The sequence below is a fragment of the Planococcus sp. CP5-4_YE genome (genome assembly GCF_019042655.1).
Classification (GTDB): Bacteria; Bacillota; Bacilli; order Bacillales_A; family Planococcaceae; genus Planococcus.
Genome location: NZ_JAHPZO010000001.1, coordinates 376,833 through 399,428, shown reverse-complemented (window position 1 = coordinate 399,428; position 22,596 = coordinate 376,833). Strand labels below are relative to the sequence as shown.

Here is a 22,596-nt window from a genome sequence, read left to right as displayed (position 1 = left end):
CGGTCCTTTTTTCTATTCTTTGCATGCTCTACTTATGTTAAAATTTCACATAAGGAGGTTGATTATGAAAAAACAAAATTGGCTGCTGCCAGCATGTACCGTATTTCTGCTTGGGGCTTGTTCTGATGAGACTGCTTCAGAGCCGGAAGATTCAGCACAAGAACAATCTGCGCAAAAGGATGTTGAGGAAGATGTGGCATCAGAGCAATCCGCAAGTGAAAAATCCGATTCATCCGATCAAGCAGAAATAGACGAGCAGGAAAACGAGGAAGAGCAAACATCGGAAGAAGACAGCGAAAAGGCGACCGAGCCGCGCTATCGCATTAATCCGCAAAATTCAAAAGTTGAACCGATTGGGGATGCGAATGAACAAGCAGTCTTAATCACGATCGATGATGCACCGGATACATATTCACTTGAAATGGCCGAAACCTTGAAAGAACTTGATGTACCGGCGATCTTTTTTGTCAATGGGCATTTCTTGGGTACAGAAGAAGAGCAAGAGACCTTGTCTAAAATTCACGAGATGGGCTTTGCTATCGGCAATCATACCAACACCCATGTGAATTTGAAGCAATCTACAGAAAGCGTTCAGCAAGATGAAATTGTCTCATTAAATGAGCATGTGGAAGCGATCATCGGAGAGGCGCCGAAGTTTTTCCGTGCCCCGTTTGGCGTAAACACTGAGTTCAGCAAAGCACTTGTCCAAGAACAGGGCATGGTACGCATGAACTGGACGTACGGCTATGATTTCATGCAAGGCTATATGGATTCGGAAGCTTTGACGGAAATCATGGTCAACGCCCCTGAACTCAATAGTGGAGGGAATCTGCTGATGCATGATAGGGAGTGGACGAATAAAGCGCTACCGCAAATTATCGAAGGACTGCGCAACAAAGGCTATGAATTTGTGGACCCCGATGAAATAGAAGGAGTATAATCCTAAAAAAGTTCCGGCGCATTTTGCGCCGGAACTTTTTTGCTGTATACCGTTAACGGAATGCATGATGCTCTTTGATGACATGAAGTGTTTGGAGTGAATCATCTTCAGGTCCTTGAACTGGTAGTCCCGCTTTGACGTTTGTATGGATATAAGAGATATTTTCCTCGGTAATGATTTCCCCCGGGATGAAAATCGGGATACCCGGTGGATAGACCATGATGAACTCGGCCGAGATGCGTCCAACCGCTTCGTCGATTGGAATAATTTCCGTCTCTGCATAAAAAGCATCACGAGGCGTCATCGCAAGCCGTGGAATTTCAGGCAATAAGACAATCGGTTCCGACACTGCGTGCTCAGTCTCCAAGGCTTCGCTCATGCGCTGCAAGGCATTGACGAGCAAGTTGATTTCTTTCCGGCTGTCGCCGAGCGTGACAAGACAGAGGATATTATACAAATCTGATAGTTCGATTTCAATATTGGCGTTCTCACGCAGCCATTCTTCTGCTTGATGGCCGGTGATACCGAGATTCTTGACACTGATCAATAATTTAGTCGGATCCATATCATATGTCGCAGAAGAATTGAGCAGCTCTTTTCCGACGCATAATAGATGTGGGATCTTATTGATCCGTTTGCGTGCATCCTGTGCTAGCCTGATCGTCTGATCGATCAAATCAAAACCGTGGATGGCAAGCTGGCGCCGTGCGGTATCGAGCGATGCCAATATCGGATAGGAAGTGGATGTCGTCGTCAGCATCGATAAAGTTGCCTGGACACGCTTAGGTGACACTAAGCCTTCACGCACGTTCAGCACGGAACTCTGTGTCATGGAACCGCCCAGTTTATGGACAGATGTGGCCGCCATGTCTGCGCCAGCTGCCATGGCAGAAACCGGCAATGATTTATGGAAATGAATATGGACGCCATGCGCTTCGTCGACTAGCACAGGAATGGATTTGTCGTGGGCAATATCGACAATGCGCTTCAAATCAGCAGCCACGCCGAAATAAGTCGGGTTAATAACGAGCACTGCTTTGGCATCGGGATATTCGACCAAAGCTTTCTCCACCGATTCAGGGGAAATGCCGTGAGAAATCCCGAGTTCCGGATCGACTTCCGGATGTATAAAGACGGGGATGGCACCCGCAAAAACGATGGCCGACATGATCGATTTATGGACATTGCGCGGAACGAGGATTTTATCGTTCGGCCCGACGACGCTCAAAATCATCGTCATGATGGCGCCGCTCGTTCCTTGCACCGAAAAGAAGGTATGGTCTGCGCCGAAAGCTTGCGCTGCCAACTCCTGTGCTTGTTTGATGGCGCCTTTCGGAGAATGCAGATCGTCAAGTGGGGCAATATTGATCAAGTCGATCGACAGGATGTTATCGCCGACAAATTCCCGGAAAGCCGGATCGACTCCCTGGCCTTTTTTATGGCCGGGAATGTGAAATTGTATAGGATGCCGATTCCGATGCTTCAATAAAGCATCAAAGAGCGGAGTTTCGAGTTGTGACAATGGGACGTGCACCTCACTTTATCAAAATGAAAACAAGAGAAATTATAGCATGCAAGACGCTTCGTTACTATACTTATGGCAGGGATGTCTGACTTATTTCATCCATGCGGCACGAGTTACCCGCAGTGAAAAGGAAATTTCTTGATAGAAGCGAATAGACAAACAGAGGACAAAAAAGGAGTGGGATTATGGCATTTAAGACAAGAATCACCGAACTGCTTGGAATCGACTACCCGATCATCCAAGGAGGACTGGCATATTTGGCATATGCGGATCTAGCGGCAGCACTTTCGAATGCCGGAGGGCTCGGGCAGATTACTGCGATGAGCCTTCCGGGACCTGATGAGTTGCGCGAAGAAATTCGCAAAGTCCGGGAATTGACAGATAAGCCGTTCGGCGTGAACTTTGCAATCGGCGAGCATGGACGGGCATTTTCGCATATGCTGGATGTCGCAATCGAAGAACGGGTACCTGTGGTGTCGATGACTGGCGGCAATCCGACGCCGATCTTTGAGCAATTGGAAGGCACCGATATCAAAAAGTTGGTGTTGGTGGCTGCAAGGCGTCAAGCTGAAAAGGCGGAGAAATTGGGCGCAGACGCGGTCATGGTCGTCGGGCATGAAGGCGGCGGGCATCTCGGCCGTGATGATATCGGAACGATGGTTCTGATCCCGCAAGTGGTCGATGCGGTGACGATACCGGTGATCGCATCAGGCGGCATTGGCGATGGCCGCGGATGGATGGCGGCGCATGCGCTCGGAGCAGAAGGAATTGAAATGGGCACGCGCTTCATTGCAACGAAAGAATGCACTCACGCCTCCCAGCTGTATAAGCAGCAGTTGATTGACAGCACAGAAAACGATACAGTTATTATCAAGCGCAGCATCGGTGCTCCGGCGCGTACTTTGTCCAATACATGGACAGATCGCATCTTGGAGATCGAAAAAGAGACACCGAGCTATGAAGCGCTGAAAGATTATATCAGCGGCACGGCCAATAAACGCTATATCTATGACGGGCAGCGAGAAAAAGGATTCGGTTGGGCTGGGCAAGTGACAGGCTTGATCCAGGATGTGCCGACTGTCCAGGAATTGTTCGACCGGATGATCCGGCAAACAGAAGAAATCCGTAAACGCTGGGGTATTATTGAAAGAGGGTAGGTGAAGACCATGGAATATTCATATCCATTTTCCATCGATTGGACGACCGAAGAGATCGTCGATGTCGTGGAATTTTTCGAAGCAATAGAAAAAGCCTATGAAAAAGGAGTCAATCGACAGGAACTGATGGACAAATACCGCAAGTTCAAAAAAGTCGTTCCATCGATGGCGGAAGAAAAGACATACTTCCGTGAATTTGAAGAAGAAAGCGGCTATGTCAGTTTTCAGGTCGTCAAGAAGATGAAAGAAGCTTCAGGCGATGAATTGATCCGCATCAAAAGGTAAAAAAACCGCCGTTCATCGCTGAACGGCGGTTTTTTCGTTTACTTGGAGCAACTTCCGGTAAATCGGAAGCAACTCGCGGAATGTTTCTTCTGCAAAGGCATAAAAGCCGTCTTGGTCGAGCGTGGCAGCATCAGCCCGCGCTAAATGCCTGCCGATGACGAGTTCCCCTTTTTTGACATCGCGCAGTCTCGTGAGCAGCTTTTCGATGCCCTCTTCGCCTAGCGATGCAATGGAATCGGCTTCAGGCTTTATATGATCACCCGAAACGACAAATTTTCCTGGCAAATCGGCTAATGCTTGCGTGGATAGCAGTTGATTTGCCATTTTTGGTTTGCCGGGCGCTTCATAAATGACAGCAAGAATGACAAATACATGGCTTTCCCAAAGCCCAATCTGGAAATGCGGGACGGCCTTGTAGCCGCGTTTATAAGGCGCAAATGCAACCCAGCTGTCATTTGGCGGATTGACAGTCCGTCGCATATGTTTTGCGACATGTGGAAAAAATTCATCTCCGGTTTCCCCAGAGAAATAAGCGGAAAAGTCTTGGCCCAATGCTTGGAATTTCGGCCGTACATGTGTCGATAATGCTTCCATACGTGCCTCTAGCCCTGGGGTTTCGAATACTTCAAAATCCTGTTCAGTCCAGTATGACTTCACGGACATCCCCTCCTTTAATAATCATCAGGTTTTATTTTAACGAAGTTTATGAAGAATGAATATAAATAAGTTTTCAGGCGGAAAAAACGGGGTAAAGATGTGTAATACATCGCAATCGGAATATTCCGATTATGAGGGAAGGGGGAGCTCACTTATGAAGCAGATGATACAGATTATCCGGAAAGCGGATGTAGAAAAAGAGTATATCAATACGTTGAAGCTAGAGCTTGATTACGAATTGGCCACCTTGTACGATGCCATGCAGCAAAACGACAGCAGCCAGAAGGATAAGAGCAAGAAACGGCTGACAGAAATACAAGTAGAACTGGAGGCTCTTCATGCATTGTAAAAAAAGACCTATACCGTAGAAGCATCTGCTGATAAAAGACAGTGGATGCTTTTTTCGTTATACTGTAAAGAAACAAGGAGGTGCTCATACATGGACCAGCACGCAATGGATCGTTACATAAAATCTATGATCAAAGAGGCGGGGCACCGGATCCGAAATTCATTTCTTAGTGATATTTCAGTGGATACGAAAGCTCACGCAAACGATTTAGTCACAAATGTAGACAAAGAAGTGGAGAAGTTTTTCATCCAGCATATCCGGGAAGATTTTCCGGGCCACCGGGTTTTCGGTGAAGAAGGTTTTGGAGATCAAATCGAGGATTTGAGCGGCACTGTATGGATGCTCGATCCAATAGATGGCACGATGAATTTTGTGCACCAACGACGCAATTTCGCCATTTCTCTCGGTATTTATGAAGATGGTGTAGGAAAGATGGGGTATATCTATGACGTCATCAATGACGATTTATACCATGCAATTGCAGGCGGCGGAGCTTATTATAACGATGAACGGCTGAAGCCGTTGATCGAGACAGATATCAGCGAATCGATCATCGGCATGAACACCATGTGGGCAACGCCGAACCGGCATGTAGATCATGAAGCGACAATCCGCCTCGTACATGAGGCGCGCGGCATGCGTTCTTATGGTTCTGCGGCGCTTGAACTCGCCTATCTTGCAAGCGGGCGCCTCGACGCGTATATTTCGATGCGGCTGTCGCCATGGGATATTGCAGGAGGATTGGTTATGGCAAATGAGGTGGGCGCTATCGCGAGTAATTTCTCTGGCGAAGCGGCAAACCTTCTGAAGTCAGACACCTTCGTAGCTGCCAATCCGTCCATCCACGGAAAACTGCTCCAGGAATACATCAAACCCAAGCACAAATAATAAATCTGAAAACTCACTACCCATGCAAACCGTTCGATCTGTGGTGGTATGGCAATACACATTTGATAGAAAGCACAATGTTCTGCTTGGTTTTTTAGATGAAAAAAAGGGGCTGTCCAAAAAGTCATGAAATATGACTTTTTGGACAGCCCCTTTTTGTGTTTATAATGCGCCTGCTTCTCGCATTTCTTTTTTTCGTTTGAACCCAAAGCCCATAATAACCAATAACAACAGAATGGAGAGAACAATACCAATCATGCTGCGAAGTGCGACTGCGACGCCGATGAGCACCATCGCCCCAATTGCTGCCAATGAAAATAGGACAAAAATCCATTTTATATTATGCCATGATTCTACAATCGCTTCTTTCATCCCATCTAACCTCCTGCATACAAGAAAATAAAATCGTAGGGTTTTTCCCCTATATGTGCTATACTAGCACAGTTATAGGCTCGAAAAAAGAATATTGGAGTGAAAGTATGACTAACCTTAGAAACGATTTACGCAACATTGCAATTATCGCACACGTTGACCACGGCAAAACGACATTGGTGGATCAGTTGCTTCAGCAATCAGGAATCTTCCGATCGAATGAACATGTTGATGAGCGGGCGATGGACTCAAACGACATTGAAAGAGAACGCGGAATTACAATCCTAGCGAAAAACACCGCGATTCAATATAAAGACGCTAAAATCAACATTTTGGATACTCCTGGACACGCTGATTTCGGCGGCGAAGTGGAGCGTATTATGAAAATGGTTGATGGCGTATTGCTCGTTGTCGATGCGTACGAAGGATGTATGCCACAGACACGCTTTGTATTGAAAAAAGCGCTTGAGCAAAACTTGAAACCGATTGTAGTCGTCAACAAAATTGACCGCGATTTCGCGCGTCCTGATGAAGTTGTCGATGAAGTCATCGAATTGTTCATCGAACTTGAAGCAAATGATGACCAATTGGAATTCCCGGTTATTTTTGCATCAGGCATGAACGGAACGGCCAGCTTGTCATCTGATCCAGCTGACCAAGAAGAAAACATGCAGGTCATCTATGATGCCATCATGGATCATGTACCTGCACCAATCGATAACCGCGACGAGCCATTGCAATTCCAAGTGGCACTTCTTGACTACAACGACTATGTCGGCCGTATCGGTATCGGGCGCGTATTCCGCGGAACTATTGAAGTCGGGCAATCCGTTTCCTTGATGAAACTGGACGGCTCCGTCAAAAACTTCCGCATCACAAAAATTCACGGGTTCATGGGCTTGAAGCGCATTGAGATCCAAAAAGCCGAAGCGGGCGATTTGATCGCAATCTCTGGTCTAGAAGATATTAACGTCGGTGAGACGGTATGTCCTCAAGATCATCAAGAAGCCTTGCCAATTCTGCGTATCGACGAACCAACGCTGCAAATGACATTCCTTGTCAACAACAGCCCGTTCGCCGGTAAAGAAGGTAAATTCATTACATCAAGAAAAATCCAGGAGCGTTTGGATGCTCAATTAGAGACAGATGTTTCCTTGCGCGTTGATCCAACGGATTCTCCAGATGCATGGGTCGTTTCGGGCCGCGGCGAACTGCATCTATCAATCTTGATTGAAAACATGCGTCGTGAAGGATTTGAAATTCAAGTGTCTAAACCTGAAGTTATCGTCCGTATGGTCGATGGCGTCCGCTGTGAACCGGTTGAACGCGTCCAAGTGGATGTCCCTGAAGAATACACAGGTGCTATTATCGAATCACTCGGTGAACGCAAAGGTGAAATGCTTGATATGATCAACAACGGAAGCGGACAAGTCCGTTTGGTATTTAACGTACCTGCCCGTGGGTTGATCGGTTACACAACTGAATTCCTCACGCAAACACGTGGATACGGAATCATCAACCACACATTCGATAGCTACCAGCCAGTTGCATCAGGACGCGTAGGCGGCCGTCGTCAAGGCGTTCTCGTTTCCATGGAACGCGGCAAATCTTCAACTTATGGCTTGATGGGCATCGAAGACCGCGGTACTTCATTTGTTGAAGTCGGAACTGAAATCTATGAAGGCATGATCGTCGGTGAACATAACCGCGACAACGACTTGACAGTTAACATCGTTAAGATCAAAGCGGCGACTAACATCCGTTCAGCCAACAAAGACCAGACGACTACGATGAAAAAAGCGCGTTTGATGAGTCTTGAGGAAGCACTTGAATACTTGAACGATGATGAGTACTGTGAAATCACTCCTCAATCGATCCGTTTGCGTAAGAAAATTCTCGATAAAAACGAGCGAGAGCGCATGGCGAAGAAAAAGAAAGTTGCCATCGAAGAATAAACAACTGGAAGGATGTATAATCCGTGGACGAGCAGGCTTTTGTCTATGAAAATATGTATCCGGTAGCCCGTGTGCTTTACCAAAACTTGCCGAATTATGATTTAGCAGGATATGCATTGTTTGCAGTCATCTTCCTGCTATCGGCACTCGTTTACAAACTGGGCTTTGCCAAAAAACTATCGATCGGAAAAAATGCAGTCATTATCTTGTTCTTGGCTGCGGGAGGATTAGGGCTGACATTCTTGGCCTTTTTCCTGCCCGTTGTCGAGGGCTTGGTTATTGCCGCATTGATTCTCATCCTTTACAAAATTCGCCTATGGCGCGAAAAACGCGAAAACGCTGCTTCTCAATGAGAAGCAGCGTTTTTGCGTTCAAACATTTTATAGAGTATTGGCAACAGCAGTGCATATGTCAGATGGGCCAGAATCCAATAAAGGAATGCTCCTATATCGGTCGGTTCCGGAACGTCGGCTTCTACCGCCAGCATGGACAGCGGGAAAAACAGGATATAGGTTGGCAATGTCAGCACTAAGCTGATGATTGTCAACTGGCCGAACGTATAGCGTCGGCGCTTGGCGATATACACATAAACGATGCCGATTACCAGTGAAATAATCAAATGAAATACGAATTCGGTCAATTCCGACCAGTTCACTTGATTGACTAGCGGGATAAAGTCGACATTCAACAGCAATTCATAATTTCGGACGCCGGTCACTGCCTGCATCCACTTCAGCAACAATCCAAGAATAAGGCCGCTCCAGAAACCAATCCACAAACCTTTTAAGATCTTCATCAGAAATCATCCTCGATGCTGCGGGAACTGCGGAAGAAATGGAAGTGGCCCGTCGCTAGCCGTTCTTCAGTCCGTTTGGCGATCCGGTCGTGGCATTGTTCGCACATATGGGTATGGATTGGCCGATTGCGCAAGCGTTTGGCTTGCAGAGTATCATCTTCCAATTCTTCGATCTTATCGCAAATAACGCATTGAACACGCATAGCTATTCCTCCTATTCGACCCGGATGGCCGAGACGTGGGTAATCGGCTGATCAACATTCGAGCCGTCTGGCAATAAGATGTGGACCGGTCCATCTTCACGGAGAGGCTTTCCATCCTGGCTGAATTTAAAGATCAATTGCTTGGCATCTTCAATTGGGAAATCATGTTCACCTGAAGTGGTTTCAAAGACAACTTTCGATGCGCCATTAGCTGGCTCTGCATTGTCGAGGAAAGGCTGGAAGCGCATGCCGAATGTACCCGTCAGCATGTCTTGTTTTTCTTGGCGCTTGTATTTCTTTTCAGAGTTCAAGGTTGGCGGAACCGTGGCACCTTCCATGATTTCTCGCGACCAATGTTCGCCCATGCCGCGTTTGTATTCTTCCAGGTCATCCTTGTCGACATGTTCTTCTGTGAAGAATGTCTTAAGATCCAGTTTGCGGTCGTCGAAAATCCACACGGTCGGATCCAATGTCAATTTGTATGTGACTTCTCCTTTAAACGGTATGATGAATTCCATAAATAAAACCCTCCATTATAGTATCTCTCTTCTTCAGTATAACTGTTCACATACAATTCCCAAAGGGTTTAATCCCTTTCAAGAGAGACTTGCAATTTAACAGCGTAAAAGATACACTTTAAACAGGCTAATGGAGCAGAAATACAAGTGATGGGGGAGTCCTCATGGAACATACAGAAGAACAGACTTATCAAGAAAAAGCGCTGGAACTCCTTAAAGCTGATGCAGAGAAAATTGAGCAATTGATCAAGGTGCAGATGGATCATCTTACATTGCCTTCCTGCCCTTTATATGAAGAAGTTCTTGATACGCAAATGTTTGGCTTATCACGGGAAATTGATTTTGCCGTTAAACTCGGCTTGATCGAACGTGAGACCGGTAAAAATTTAATGGATACGCTGGAGAAGAAACTGTCCATCCTTCATGACGCGTATACAAATAAATAACCTAAAACTCAAACGATTCCAGTTTGAGTTTTTTTACTAATGAATCCAATTGAATGAGGTATAAAAACAATGAAATCCTACATCAAGAAATACGGCAAGTACATAGACTACCCGCTTCTCTTTGCATACCTGGCGCTGACCATTTTTGGCCTGATTATGATTTACTCCTCCAGCATGGCCTGGTCCGTTAACTATTATAACGATTCACCGGACCGCTTCTACATACAGCAATTACTCAATTTGGCCATCGCTTATCCTGTATTCCTGCTCGCTGCCATTTTCCCCTATAAACATTTCAAGAAAAAATGGATGATGGCGACTGTACTTGCTGTCATCTTTACTGGTCTCATCCTCGTACATTTTATCGGCTTCGCAGCAGGCGGTGCGAAAAGCTGGATCGACCTCGGTTTTGTTAATATCCAGCCCTCTGAAGTTGCCAAGGTCGGTTTGATCTTTTACTTGGCGGGGGTGTTTTCCAATAAATACCGCAATGGGTCCATCAACAAACTGAATGAATCGATCATCCCGCCTGTTATCATTTTGACAGCTGTATTAATTTTAGTGTTTTTTGAACCGGACCTGGGTTCTATGGTCATTATTGGGGCAGTCGGGTTGTCGGTTATGGCAGCTTCTGGGGTGCGCTTGAAGCCTTTTGTAAAGTTGGCAGGTATTGTCATCACTGCAACAGCAGTGGTCATTGTGCCTATGATGGTATTCGCACAGGATCTTATTTTTACTGAAAAGCGCATGGGGCGCATCGATGCCTTCTTCAACCCATTTTCCGACGAACTCGGATTCGGCTTCCAGATCGTCAACGGGTATTTGGCTATCGGCTCTGGGGGGCTCAGCGGCCTCGGCCTTGGCCAATCCATCCAGAAGCTCGGCTATTTGCCAGAGCCCCATACGGATTTCATCATGTCGGTCATCGCTGAAGAACTTGGCGTTTTGGGTGTCTTCTTCGTCATCGGTGGACTCGGCTTTGTGGTGTTGCGCGGCCTGTGGATCGCCATGACAACCAGCGATCCACTGGCACGCATGCTCGCAGCAGGTGTTGCCAGCATGATCGGCATCCAGTCTTTCGTCAATCTGGGCGGTCTTTCGGGTATCATTCCGCTGACAGGGGTAACACTTCCATTTATCAGCTATGGCGGAACTTCGGTAATTTTGTTATCGTTAGCTATGGGAGTATTAATGAATGTTTCCATGTTCAATAAATACGAAAAAACGAAAAAGTAAAGGGTGTGCGTCGGAGTGAAAGAGATTAACAAGATCTTAGTAGCCAACCGCGGAGAAATTGCCATTCGGATCTTCCGCGCCTGTACAGAACTGAATCTTCGGACAGTTGCGATTTATTCGCAGGAAGACAGCGGTTCGTTTCATCGTTACAAAGCTGACGAATCGTATTTAGTCGGCAAAGGCAAAAAGCCGATTGATGCTTATTTGGACATTGAAGACATCATTCGCATCGCAAAAGACTCAGGAGTGGACGCCATTCACCCAGGGTACGGATTTTTATCTGAAAACGTTCATTTTGCGCGGCGCTGTGAAGAAGAAAGCATCGTATTCATCGGTCCGACATCCCGTCATCTCGATATGTTCGGTGATAAAGTCAAAGCTCGCGACCAGGCGATTGCTGCAGGCATCCCGGTCATTCCAGGAACAGATGGCCCAGTCGAATCGCTCACTGAAGTGGAAGCATTCGCTGAACAAGCCGGATTCCCACTAATGATCAAAGCATCACTCGGCGGAGGCGGGCGCGGCATGCGCATCGTCAAAGACGCCAGTGAACTAGCATCATCCTACGAACGTGCAAAATCCGAAGCGAAAGCTGCTTTCGGTTCCGACGAAATGTATGTAGAAAAATTTGTAGACAAACCGAAGCACATCGAAGTGCAGATCCTCGGCGATGCAGAAGGCAATGTCGTCCATCTGTATGAACGCGACTGCTCCATTCAGCGGCGCCATCAAAAAGTCGTTGAAATCGCCCCTTCCAACTCAATCAGCAATAAGTTGCGCAACGAAATTTGCGATGCGGCTGTAAAATTAATGAAAAACATCGATTACATAAATGCCGGGACAGTTGAATTCCTGGTAGCGGGAGATGAATTCTACTTTATCGAAGTGAACCCCCGCATCCAAGTTGAACACACGATCACTGAAATGGTTACAGGCATCGATATCGTCCATGCGCAGATCCATATCGCCCGCGGGCATATGCTCCATAGCGAAACGATCGCCATCCCGAAACAAGAGGATATCCCTTTGTTCGGATTTGCCATCCAGTCACGTGTAACGACAGAAGATCCATTAAATGACTTTATGCCGGATGCCGGAAAGCTGATGGTCTACCGTTCAGGAGGCGGATTTGGCGTGCGTCTGGATGCCGGAAACGGTTTCCAGGGAGCAGTCATTTCTCCTTACTACGATTCTTTGCTCGTTAAAGTGTCCACTTGGGCAACAACGTTCAAAGAAGCGGCAGCGAAAATGGACCGCAACTTGCAGGAGTTCCGTATCCGCGGCATCAAAACGAATATTCCGTTCCTGGAAAATGTGGTGAAACACCAAAATTTCATCAACGGTGATTTTGATACGAGCTTTATCGACAGCACGCCTGAATTGTTCAAATTCCCTGTGCGTCAAGACCGTGGAACGAAATTGCTTAGCTATATCGGCAATGTGACGGTGAACGGCTTCCCGGGAATCGAGAAGAAAAAGAAACCGATCTATGCTGCACCGCGCAAGCCGGAAATCGACATCATAACGGAACTTCCGCAAGGCACAAAACAAATCCTTGACGAGCGTGGTCCAGAAGGATTGACAAAGTGGATACTTGATCAAGACGATGTGCTACTCACGGACACGACTTTACGCGATGCCCATCAATCGCTATTGGCAACGCGCATGCGATCACACGATATGTTTGCAGTCGCCAAAGAAACTGCCCACCTTCAAAGTGATTTGTTCTCGATGGAGATGTGGGGAGGGGCGACGTTCGATGTGTCTTACCGGTTCTTGAAGGAAGACCCGTGGCAGCGCCTCATCAAATTGCGTGAAGACATTCCAAACGTCTTGTTTCAGATGCTGTTCCGCGGAGCGAATGCGGTTGGTTATAAAAACTATCCGGATAATGTTATCCGCGAGTTTGCACGGACCTCCGCTGAAGCTGGAATCGACGTATTCCGCATTTTCGACAGCCTGAACTGGATCAAAGGAATGGAAGTTGCCATCGATGAAGTCCGCAACTCCGGCAAAGTCGCAGAAGCGGCGATTTGCTATACAGGAGACATTCTGGACCCGAGCCGCGATAAATACACGGTTCAATACTATAAGGATATGGCGAAAGAGCTGGAAGCAGCAGGCGCCCATATCCTGGCAATCAAAGACATGGCCGGTCTTTTGAAGCCAGAAGCAGCGTACCGCCTCGTTTCTGAACTGAAGGAGACGGTTTCCTTGCCGATCCACTTGCACACGCATGATACGAGCGGAAACGGCATTTATCTATATTCCAAAGCGATTGAAGCAGGTGTCGATATCGTGGATACGGCCCTTGGCACAATGGCCGGGCTTACATCGCAGCCAAGCGCCAACTCGCTATATTATGCGATGAGCGGCGGCGAGCGCAAAATCAGGGCAGATATCGAGTCTCTTGAGACCATGTCCCATTACTGGGAGGATGTCCGCAAGTATTACAATGATTTCGAAAGTGGCATGAACAGCCCGCATTCTGAGATTTATGTCCACGAAATGCCGGGCGGACAGTACAGCAACCTGCAGCAGCAGGCAAAAGCGGTCGGCCTCGGCATGCGCTGGGAAGAAGTGAAGGAAATGTATTCTCGCGTCAACATGCTGTTTGGAGATGTCGTAAAAGTCACGCCGTCATCGAAAGTCGTAGGGGACATGGCTTTGTTCATGGTCCAGAACGAATTGGATGAAAAAACAGTGCTGACACGCGGAGAGAATATCGATTTCCCTGAATCGGTCATCGAGTTCTTTGAAGGCTATATCGGTCAACCGCACGGCGGCTTCCCGAAAGAATTGCAGAAAGTGATCTTAAAAGAACGCGAGCCAATCACAGTACGTCCGGGCGAATTGCTCGAACCTGCTGACTTTGACGCGATTCGCGAGACACTGTTCAAACGCCTGAAACGGCCGGTTACAAGCCACGAAGTGCTCGCTTATGCGCTATACCCGAAAGTATTTGAAGAGTACAGCTTAACGAACCAGACCTTTGGGGATGTATCGGTCCTTGATACATTGACCTTCCACTACGGCATGCGTCTCAGTGAAGAGATTGAAGTCGAGATTGAAAAAGGAAAGACCTTGATGATCAAACTCGTGTCGATCGGCGAACCGCAAAAAGACGGCACGCGCATCATCTATTTCGAATTGAACGGCCAACCGCGTGAAATCAGTATTCAAGATATGACGGTTGAAACTGATTCAGCAGCAAAACCTAAGGCAGATCCGACAAAAGAAAATCATATTGCAGCGACAATGCCTGGCACTGTCCTGAAAGTAGTCGGAGAGAAAGGCTTGAGGGTGAAGCGCGGCGACCATCTGCTTGTCACAGAAGCGATGAAGATGGAGACAACAGTCCAAGCGCCGTTTGACGGTACAATCCAGGAAATTTACGTAACAGCCGGCGACGGCATTTCAACGGGCGATCTGCTCATTGAAATGGAATCAAAATAAAATAAAAAAATCCGGTGCGAATTGCACCGGATTTTTTTATTTGGATTTGATGAATTTGCTTCTGGATACAAGAAGGACCATATAACATAACAGTCCGAAAAGCATTGAGATGAGCAAGGAGTGGAGCAAGGCGACCGCTAGATTTAACTTCGTCAAGACGACGAGCATTCCGGATGTGGCTTGGAGAAGCACGATCGCAAAGGCGATGATCCAGCCCCAGAAAATGACCCGCTGGTCGCGATAATGGCGATACGCGTGGAGCGCAATGACGCCGATCCAGATGACAATGAGCGCAGCTGCGAAACGATGGCCCATCTGGACCCATTCATACATATTGCTTGGCAGCGCGAACTGGTCGTTGCGGCACAAAGGCCAATCAGAACAGATCAAGCTCGATTCTGTATGACGGACAAGAGCGCCGGTGTAGACGACCACATAAGAATACAGCGCTACGCCGAGCGTATGGAATTTCAAAGTGCGTCCGATTTGCACGCGGTCCGCATCGAATTTGCGGTCCACTTCAAAAATGAGCAAGGTCAAGAGCAGGACAGCGGCGAACGATAGGAGAGAGATCCCGAAGTGGAGCGCTAAAATGAAATCGCCTTGGCCCCACAGGACTTGGGCAGCGCCGATCAATGCTTGCAGCAGGAGGAAGAAGACAGCCATGAAGGCAAGGAACTTCGTTTCCCGCACATGCCCAAACTTGCGCCAAGCCCAGACAGCCAAAACCACAATCAAAATTCCGACCACTCCTGTTACCAGGCGGTGGGAGAATTCGATCAGCACTTCAGGGGTAATTTCGCGAGGAATCAAATTGCCATTGCAATCTGGCCAGTTGCGGCCGCAGCCCATACCGCTATCGGTTTTAGTCACCAAAGCTCCGCCAAGGAGGATGAGCAGCATGCCGACAGACGCAAGAACCCCGAATATTTTTATATAAATGTTGCTTTTCAAAATGCCACCTACTTTTTTTAGAAAAACTTTTAGCGTTAACGATTACCTGCATACTCGATGATAGCGAAACTGCGTTTAAAATACAACGAGAAATGGGCGTTCACCTAAACTTTCAAGAATTGGACATAATAATTACGACCTTCACAAACTGTTCAAAAACATCGTTTTTTCTATCTTAAAATAGCGAGGGGGCTACTGTATCATTAGAGATGAATATTTGTAAGACCAATTGCGTGAAATCATCATTTATATCAGGAAATTTCAGTAATATGTAGAAAACAAGCTGGAATTTAGATATAGTTATGGTTAGCGGAATATGCTTACAACTTTGAAAGGAGGGAGTTATATGTCAAACGGCCGGTCTTTGCCTGCAGAACCGACCGATGCTGTAGAATCGAGCACGTTCACTAAAGATTTTCTGGCACTTATTAAAATTGGGATTGTGAATTCCAATTTAATTACCGTCTTTACGGGACTGTGGCTCGCTTTCCAGTTTTCGGATCAGAATTTCCTTGATCACATGGATATTCTCGTCTACACGATCGTCGGTTCGGCATTGATCATTGCGGGGTCTGCGGCGATGAATAATTATATCGACACAGATATCGACCCATTGATGGCTAGCAAGAGAGCCCGCCCGACAGTTACGGGCAGGTTCAAGCCATCTGCTGTCTTGGCACTCGCCATTTCTTTCATCGTTATAGGCGAACTCTTTTTGTTTTCCGCTTCTGTTTCAGCAGGTCTGTTTGGAATCGCTGGCATTTTAGCTTATGTCGTTCTCTATTCGATGTGGTCGAAGAGACGGCATGTCGGCAACACGATCGTCGGCAGTATTTCCGGCGCAATCCCGCCGCTAATCGGCTGGGCTGCGGTGGAGCCGGCGATCGTTATGGGCGCATGGGCACTGTTTCTGATTATGTTCATCTGGCAGCCGCCGCATTTTTATGCGCTTGCCATGAAACGGACGGAAGAGTATCGGGCTGCAAATATTCCGATGCTCCCGGTGGTCAAAGGATTTCACCGGACAAAAAAATCGATGCTTGCATGGGTTTTACTGCTTTTCCCATTGCCGTTCCTGCTTATGGAACTTGGGATAGGCTTCATCATCTTAGCTACAGCGTTGAATATCGGATGGCTTGTTCTTGCGATCCAAGGCTTCAAAGCAGCTGATGATTTGAAATGGGCGAAGAAAATGTTCATCTATTCGTTGAACTATATGACGATTCTATTTGTCTCGATGATCATTTTCGCAGTATTCGTCTAAATTTCTTTTTACTTAAGTGTGAAACATTTTATTCAGAGAGGGGTATGAAAAGCTATGATGAAAGGACCTAAGAAATGGCGCCTCTTCGCTTTGATGACCACATTGCTTGTTTTTCTTTCAGGCTGTGGACGCGAAGAGATCTCGACGCTGATACCGGCTGGTAAGGTTGCACAAGATCAGTTCAACTTGCTGATTTTGTCATCCATTGTCATGTTGTTCGTTATCGTCGTCGTTACTATCATCTATGTATTGGCAATTGTTAAATTCCGCCGTTCAAAAGTAGGGGAGGACATGATCCCTGAACAAGTCGAAGGAAGCGCGCGTCTTGAGTTTATCTGGACAGCAATTCCAATCGTTTTGCTTTTGATCCTTGCTGTTCCGACGGTCTACGCTACATTCGACCTGGCTGATGTCACGGCGATGGACGCACAGGACGAAGAAGGCGTAGCTGAGAACTTGACGGTTAATGTAACCGGTAAGCTTTACTGGTGGGAGTTCGAGTATCCTGAACAGGAAATTCGTACTGCACAGGAACTCGTCGTACCAACTGGCGAGCGCGTCTACTTCAATTTGATTGCCGCAGACGTGAAGCACTCGTTCTGGATCCCTTCTGTTGGCGGTAAACTCGACGTCAACCCTGAAAACGTCAACACCTTCTATTTGGAATTCGATAAAGAATCTTCAGAACTTGAAGAAGGCGTTTACTTCGGTAAATGTGCCGAGCTTTGTGGACCGTCCCACGCATTGATGGATTTCAAAGTCAAAACGCTCAACCGCGAAGACTTTGATGCATGGGTAGCTGCAATGCAGGAAGAACAAGAAGCGCCGACTGAAACTCTTGCTCAAGAAGGCGAAGCTTTGTTTGGCCAAGATGGTTTAAGTTGCATCGCATGCCACGCAGTCAATAGCGCTGGCGCTGCCACAGGCCAAGGCCCGAACTTAACAACATTTGGCGACCGTACAACAATCGCCGGCTTCATGGAACATGACGAAGAAACATTGAAAAACTGGATTGCTGATCCTCAGCAGTACAAACCAGGCAATTTGATGCCTAATGCAGCTTCATTAAATAATGGAGAAGAACTTTCCGATCAAGAGCTCAATGCACTTGCTGCATACTTGATGAGCTTGAAAGTTGAAGAGTAAACGTTAAAAAAGGAGGTAAACTATTGTGAGTTCTAACTCTCAGAAAAAGGGTTTCGGCGCTACAATTTGGGACTACATGACAACTGTAGACCATAAGAAAATCGCGATCCTCTACTTGATCTCCGGCGGGTTCTTCTTCCTAGTCGGTGGCGTAGAAGCGATGATGATCCGGATTCAGCTAATGAAAGCCGGAAACGATTTCCTCAGTGCCGGAACATACAACGAAGTTTTAACGATGCACGGAACAACAATGATCTTCCTTGCAGCCATGCCAATTCTTTTGGCATTCATGAACGCGGTCTCACCTTTGCAAATCGGTGCACGTGACGTAGCGTTTCCGTTCTTGAACTCACTTGGGTTCTGGCTATTCTTCTTCGGTGGTATCTTCCTAAACCTTTCATGGTTCCTAGGCGGGGCACCGGATGCAGGATGGACAAACTACGCTTCTTTGGCACTTGCCTCTGAAGGACACGGAATCGATTTCTACTCACTCGGTTTGACGATATCCGGTTTCGGTACTTTGATCGCTGGGATTAACTTCCTTGTTACGATCATCAATATGCGTGCACCGGGTATGACGTACATGAGAATGCCGCTTTTCACTTGGACGACTTTTGTAGCGTCTGCGTTGATTCTCTTGGCGTTCCCTCCACTGACTGTCGGTATTTTCTTCATGGTATTCGACCGTTTGTTCGGGGCTAATTTCTTTGATGTAACGATGGGCGGTAATACGATTATTTGGGAGCACTTCTTCTGGATCTTCGGTCACCCGGAAGTTTATATCTTGATCTTGCCGGCATTTGGTATTTTCTCTGAAATCTTTGCAATCTTCTCTCGCAAACGCCTATTCGGTTACACGGCATTGGTCTTTGCGACAATCCTGATCGGTTTCTACGGATTCATGGTTTGGGCTCACCACATGTTTACAGTTGGTCTTGGACCGACAGCTAACGCAGTGTTCGCTCTTGCAACGATGATTATCGCAGTTCCAACAGGGATTAAAATCTTTAACTGGCTCTTGACGATCTGGGGAGGAAATATTTCCTTCACAGTGCCAATGATTTACGCAGTCGCGTTTATCCCGTCGTTCGTAGCAGGTGGGGTAACAGGCGTTATGCAAGCAATTGCACCGCTTGATTACCAGTTGCACGATTCTTATTTCATCGTTGCCCACTTCCACTACGTAATCGTTGGTGGCGTTGTTCTCGCTATTTTGGCAGGTACGCATTTGTACTGGCCGAAAATGTTCGGTACGATGTTGAGCGAAAAACTTGGAAAATGGACGTTCTGGTTCTTCTTCATCGGATTCCATTTGACATTCTTTATCCAGCATTTCCTTGGTCTAATGGGTATGCCGCGCCGTGTTTACACGTTCGGAGCAGACCAAGGCTGGGATCTCTTTAACGCAATCAGTTCGGCAGGTGCCTTGCTTATGGCGATCGGGGTTATCATCCTTCTCGTCAACGTCGTCATGACAGTTGCTAAGAATGAGCGCGTCGGTAACGACCCATGGGGCGACGGACGTACGCTTGAATGGGCAATTCCATCACCACCGCCATTCTATAACTTTGCACAAACACCGCTTGTCCGTGGACTTGACCCATATTGGATCGAGAAAATGGAAGGCAATAAAGAAGGCATGGTCTACGCTGAGCCACTTGGCGATATCCACATGCCAAACGGTTCAATCATTCCGTTTGTCATTTCACTCGGTATGTTTACAGCAGCGTTTGGCGCTATGTACCATATGGATGGGCATGCATGGGCACTTCCGGTATTGATTGGCGGCCTTGCGATCACATTCGGCTCGATGCTTGTCCGTTCGTTGAAAGATGACCTTGGTTTCCATGTAACAAAAGAAGAATTGATTGCGGATAACGAACGCATTCAAAGAGAAGCAAGAGCGCTGGAAGGAGGCAAAAAAGGTGGACTTAAATAAACGATATACCCCACAAACTTGGCCCGATCATCCTGAAACGGCGACGCTCGAAGGGAAGAACAAGTTCGTTGGTTTCTGGTTGCTGCTAGCAGCTGAGACTGTCACCTTCGCCTCTCTCTTCGCAACTTATCTTGCGTTGAAAGATAAAGGCCCGAGCGGAATGGAATTTTCTGCTTCCGGCTTGTTCGAACTGCCGCTAGTTTTTGCCATGACGATGATTCTTTTGACATCTTCGTTGACAAGTGTTTACGCGATGTATCATATGAAGAATCATAATTTCAAGGCGATGCAAGCTTGGCTCGGAATCACTGTCCTTTTGGGGCTTGCGTTCCTAGGCCTAGAGATTTACGAGTTTAATCATTATGTACATCTTGGCTTTGGCTATACCAATAGTGCTTTCAGTTCCGCGTTTTATACCTTAGTCGGAACTCACGGGGCTCACGTAGTCTTCGGGCTTAGCTGGTTCATCGCATTGATGCTCCGCAACGCTAAACGTGGCTTGAACATGTACAATGCACCGAAGTTCTACCTCGCAGCTCTTTACTGGCATTTCATTGACGTAGTTTGGGTGTTCATCTTCACTGTAGTCTACTTGATGGGAGTGATCGGTTAATATGGCACACGATACTCACGATATTCACAGATCTAGAACAGAATTTGAATTTATCAAGAGAAAACGTGCTACTGAGATGCGCGGCCAGTTGACATCATTTGCTATGATGATCTTCTTGACATTGATCGCGTTCACTTTAGTAGCAGCTGATTTTTCGAATTACTTGATCGTGCCGATTATCTTGTTATTGGCCGCCGTTCAAGTAGTGCTTCAGCTATACAACTTCATGCACATGAGCAATAAAGGACATGGCATGATGGCGTTCTTCATGTTCAGCGGCATATTTGTTGCTTTTACCATTGTTCTAGCAATGGTCACCATCGTTTGGTGGTAAAGTGAAAAAAACTCCGGACTTTTACAGTCCGGAGTTTTTTTATGTCTATCACCTGTATCCATAAGGGAAATGTCATGATTCGTTCATTGATATGACAACGCTTCCCCTATATAATGAGGTTACTTAAGGAAAAAGGAGGTACGGTCTAATGCCAATCAGCATTTTCGGCTTCGAGGCATTGTGGAGCCCCTGGTATTTTGGATTTCTCGTACTGATTACGCTTTTATATTTTCTAGTCACCACTAAGTGGAGACATAAATTCACTGATAGTGAACCTCTGCAAACTAAGCAAGCATTACTTTTCGTTTCTGGAATGGCCTTGATTTACATTTTGAAAGGCTCGCCGGTCGATTTGCTTGGCCATATCACTTTGACCATGCACATGGTTCAGATGGCGTTGCTCTTATTATTGGCTGCCCCGCTTATCATTATGGGGATTCCTTCGTATATTTGGCGGGCATTCATCGAGTTGCCGGTCATTAACCCGCTGTTCATGTTCTTCACAAAACCGTTGATTGCCTTGCTGCTATTCAGTTTGTTCTTTTCCGTTTACCATTTGCCGCTTGTCTTCGATTTCGTCAAGCAGGACATGCTGATACACAGCATCGTCAGCACCTTGCTGTTCGTATCGGCACTTCTTTACTGGTGGCCAGTGGTCAATAATCTAGAAGGCATGCATAAGTTTCATGGATTGAAGAAATTGGGTTATTTATTCGGCTTGAGCGTCTTGATGACGCCGGCATGTGCTTTGATTATTTTCAGCACGACACCATTTTATGCAACCTATGCAGACGGGGATGCTTGGATGCAGGCGATGGCTTTATGCGTGCCTGCAGGGACATTGGCTCAGCTGAACTTGTCCGGCCCTGAACTCTTCACGAATATGTCGCTGATCGAAGACCAACGTACCGGCGGCATTACAATGAAAATTATTCAGGAATTGGTGTTCACAGTATTTATTTGGCTGGTCTTTCATGAATGGCTCAAAAATGAAACAGCCAATGCAGATGAAATCACCGCTAAAGTTTTGCAGGATCGCAAAGAGATGGCGTATTACAGACATAATGGGCAATGACCCAAAAGGAGTTTAATTAAATGAATTTGCCGCTATTGCCAACCATTAGTACATTCTTTATCGTCTTGAGCGCCATATTGGTGGCGATCGGATGGAACTTGATTCGAAAACGCCGCATTGAAGCACATAAAAAAGTAATGCTTGGTGCCGGGGCTGCTGCGCTGACATTTTTTATCATTTACGTCTCGCGCACCTTATTTGTGGGAAACACGGCATTCGGTGGGCCGGATGAGCTGAAAATCTATTATACGGTTTTTTTGATTTTCCATATCACGCTCGCAACGATCGGTGCAGTGATGGGGCTGGTAACTATCTACTGGGGCTTGAAAAACCGCCTCGACAAACACCGCAAGATCGGCCCGTTCACGAGCGTCGTGTGGTTCTTTACAGCGATTACGGGAGTAATGGTTTACTTATTGCTCTATGTCTTCTATGAAGGTGGACACACCACCTCGGTCTTTAAAGCGATTCTGGGTGGATAATAGAAA

At 46.8% G+C, this 22,596-nt stretch carries 24 protein-coding genes; 17 read left to right on the top strand and 7 right to left on the bottom strand.

Translation table 11 applies throughout. From position 1 onward, the window contains the following. Positions 1-64: 64 nt before the first annotated feature. A complete protein-coding gene (locus KTG14_RS02030) occupies positions 65-940 on the top strand; it encodes a polysaccharide deacetylase family protein (RefSeq protein WP_216968929.1) in 876 nt (291 codons plus the stop codon). A 52-nt stretch (positions 941-992) separates the two neighbouring features. Here the strand turns inward: KTG14_RS02030 and KTG14_RS02025 are convergent, their stop codons facing one another. Continuing rightward, positions 993-2,462 (bottom strand): aminotransferase class I/II-fold pyridoxal phosphate-dependent enzyme, encoded by a 1,470-nt coding sequence (locus tag KTG14_RS02025; protein WP_216968927.1) that lies wholly within the window; start codon positions 2,460-2,462, stop codon positions 993-995. Positions 2,463-2,650: 188 nt separating this feature from the next. Between KTG14_RS02025 and KTG14_RS02020 the strand changes: the two genes are divergently transcribed. Then, complete coding sequence (locus KTG14_RS02020; protein ID WP_216968925.1) at positions 2,651-3,622, top strand: NAD(P)H-dependent flavin oxidoreductase; 972 nt, start codon at positions 2,651-2,653, stop codon at positions 3,620-3,622. A 9-nt stretch (positions 3,623-3,631) separates the two neighbouring features. Next, on the top strand, positions 3,632-3,907 hold the full coding sequence (locus KTG14_RS02015; RefSeq protein WP_216969104.1) for a UPF0223 family protein: 276 nt from the start codon (positions 3,632-3,634) through the stop codon (positions 3,905-3,907). A gap of 12 nt (positions 3,908-3,919) precedes the next feature. On the opposite strand, the gene KTG14_RS02010 is transcribed toward KTG14_RS02015, so the two are convergent. Then, a complete protein-coding gene (locus KTG14_RS02010) occupies positions 3,920-4,564 on the bottom strand; it encodes a YktB family protein (protein WP_374939887.1) in 645 nt (214 codons plus the stop codon). A gap of 154 nt (positions 4,565-4,718) precedes the next feature. Here KTG14_RS02010 and KTG14_RS02005 point away from each other — a divergent pair, with 154 nt between their 5' ends. Together KTG14_RS02005 and KTG14_RS02000 are read left to right on the top strand one after the other, a co-directional pair. After that, positions 4,719-4,913 carry a hypothetical protein gene (locus KTG14_RS02005; RefSeq protein ID WP_216968921.1) on the top strand — a complete coding sequence of 65 codons (195 nt, stop codon included), beginning with the start codon at positions 4,719-4,721 and terminating at the stop codon, positions 4,911-4,913. 90 nt (positions 4,914-5,003) lie between these two features. After that, positions 5,004-5,801, top strand: a complete 798-nt coding sequence (locus KTG14_RS02000; RefSeq protein ID WP_216968919.1) for an inositol monophosphatase family protein — start codon at positions 5,004-5,006, stop codon at positions 5,799-5,801. Between the two features lie 162 nt (positions 5,802-5,963). Here KTG14_RS02000 and KTG14_RS01995 read toward each other — a convergent pair whose 3' ends face one another. Continuing rightward, a complete protein-coding gene (locus KTG14_RS01995) occupies positions 5,964-6,173 on the bottom strand; it encodes a DUF5325 family protein (protein WP_216968918.1) in 210 nt (69 codons plus the stop codon). A gap of 107 nt (positions 6,174-6,280) precedes the next feature. On the opposite strand from KTG14_RS01995, the gene typA reads away from it, so the two are divergent. Continuing rightward, a complete protein-coding gene (gene typA, locus KTG14_RS01990; RefSeq protein WP_216968916.1) occupies positions 6,281-8,128 on the top strand; it encodes a translational GTPase TypA in 1,848 nt (615 codons plus the stop codon). A 23-nt stretch (positions 8,129-8,151) separates the two neighbouring features. Then, positions 8,152-8,481: a YlaH-like family protein gene (locus KTG14_RS01985; RefSeq protein ID WP_216968914.1), complete on the top strand. Its 330-nt coding sequence runs from the start codon at positions 8,152-8,154 to the stop codon at positions 8,479-8,481. Here KTG14_RS01985 and KTG14_RS01980 read toward each other — a convergent pair. Genes KTG14_RS01980 through KTG14_RS01970 form a run of 3 tightly spaced genes read right to left on the bottom strand, consistent with a single transcriptional unit; the run spans position 8,475 to position 9,645 of the window. Then, positions 8,475-8,924 carry a hypothetical protein gene (locus tag KTG14_RS01980; protein ID WP_216968912.1) on the bottom strand — a complete coding sequence of 150 codons (450 nt, stop codon included), beginning with the start codon at positions 8,922-8,924 and terminating at the stop codon, positions 8,475-8,477. The two genes, KTG14_RS01985 and KTG14_RS01980, sit on opposite strands and share 7 nt — an antisense overlap. Continuing rightward, positions 8,924-9,127 (bottom strand): YlaI family protein, encoded by a 204-nt coding sequence (locus KTG14_RS01975; protein ID WP_216968910.1) that lies wholly within the window; start codon positions 9,125-9,127, stop codon positions 8,924-8,926. Before KTG14_RS01975 ends, KTG14_RS01980 begins: the two co-directional genes overlap by 1 nt. A gap of 11 nt (positions 9,128-9,138) precedes the next feature. Continuing rightward, positions 9,139-9,645: a peptidyl-prolyl cis-trans isomerase gene (locus tag KTG14_RS01970; protein ID WP_216968908.1), complete on the bottom strand. Its 507-nt coding sequence runs from the start codon at positions 9,643-9,645 to the stop codon at positions 9,139-9,141. 164 nt (positions 9,646-9,809) lie between these two features. Here KTG14_RS01970 and KTG14_RS01965 point away from each other — a divergent pair, with 164 nt between their 5' ends. The 3 genes from KTG14_RS01965 (at position 9,810) to pyc (ending at position 14,783) form a co-directional block, all read left to right on the top strand. Then, the gene (locus tag KTG14_RS01965) at positions 9,810-10,091 is read left to right on the top strand and encodes an Fpa/YlaN family protein (protein WP_058383475.1); all 282 of its coding nucleotides are present in this window, start codon (positions 9,810-9,812) and stop codon (positions 10,089-10,091) included. A gap of 69 nt (positions 10,092-10,160) precedes the next feature. After that, entirely contained in the window at positions 10,161-11,327 is a 1,167-nt protein-coding gene (locus tag KTG14_RS01960; protein ID WP_216968906.1) for an FtsW/RodA/SpoVE family cell cycle protein, read from the top strand. Positions 11,328-11,342: 15 nt separating this feature from the next. Continuing rightward, positions 11,343-14,783, top strand: coding sequence for a pyruvate carboxylase (pyc, locus tag KTG14_RS01955; RefSeq protein ID WP_216968904.1), 3,441 nt, complete (start codon positions 11,343-11,345; stop codon positions 14,781-14,783). A 36-nt stretch (positions 14,784-14,819) separates the two neighbouring features. Here pyc and KTG14_RS01950 read toward each other — a convergent pair whose 3' ends face one another. Continuing rightward, positions 14,820-15,737 (bottom strand): COX15/CtaA family protein, encoded by a 918-nt coding sequence (locus tag KTG14_RS01950; RefSeq protein WP_302054918.1) that lies wholly within the window; start codon positions 15,735-15,737, stop codon positions 14,820-14,822. 346 nt (positions 15,738-16,083) lie between these two features. Here KTG14_RS01950 and cyoE point away from each other — a divergent pair, with 346 nt between their 5' ends. The 7 genes from cyoE (at position 16,084) to KTG14_RS01915 (ending at position 22,590) form a co-directional block, all read left to right on the top strand. After that, on the top strand, positions 16,084-17,001 hold the full coding sequence (cyoE, locus tag KTG14_RS01945; RefSeq protein WP_216968902.1) for a heme o synthase: 918 nt from the start codon (positions 16,084-16,086) through the stop codon (positions 16,999-17,001). Between the two features lie 54 nt (positions 17,002-17,055). After that, positions 17,056-18,147 carry a cytochrome c oxidase subunit II gene (gene coxB / locus KTG14_RS01940; protein ID WP_216968900.1) on the top strand — a complete coding sequence of 364 codons (1,092 nt, stop codon included), beginning with the start codon at positions 17,056-17,058 and terminating at the stop codon, positions 18,145-18,147. A gap of 25 nt (positions 18,148-18,172) precedes the next feature. Continuing rightward, complete coding sequence (locus tag KTG14_RS01935) at positions 18,173-20,086, top strand: cytochrome c oxidase subunit I (RefSeq protein WP_216968898.1); 1,914 nt, start codon at positions 18,173-18,175, stop codon at positions 20,084-20,086. Further along, entirely contained in the window at positions 20,073-20,699 is a 627-nt protein-coding gene (locus KTG14_RS01930) for a cytochrome (ubi)quinol oxidase subunit III (protein WP_058383482.1), read from the top strand. Before KTG14_RS01935 ends, KTG14_RS01930 begins: the two co-directional genes overlap by 14 nt. 1 nt (position 20,700) lies before the next feature. Then, positions 20,701-21,033 (top strand): cytochrome c oxidase subunit IVB, encoded by a 333-nt coding sequence (gene ctaF, locus KTG14_RS01925; RefSeq protein WP_216968896.1) that lies wholly within the window; start codon positions 20,701-20,703, stop codon positions 21,031-21,033. A 148-nt stretch (positions 21,034-21,181) separates the two neighbouring features. Further along, a complete protein-coding gene (ctaG, locus tag KTG14_RS01920; RefSeq protein ID WP_216968894.1) occupies positions 21,182-22,108 on the top strand; it encodes a cytochrome c oxidase assembly factor CtaG in 927 nt (308 codons plus the stop codon). A gap of 20 nt (positions 22,109-22,128) precedes the next feature. Continuing rightward, on the top strand, positions 22,129-22,590 hold the full coding sequence (locus tag KTG14_RS01915) for a DUF420 domain-containing protein (RefSeq protein WP_216968892.1): 462 nt from the start codon (positions 22,129-22,131) through the stop codon (positions 22,588-22,590). Positions 22,591-22,596: the final 6 nt, after the last annotated feature.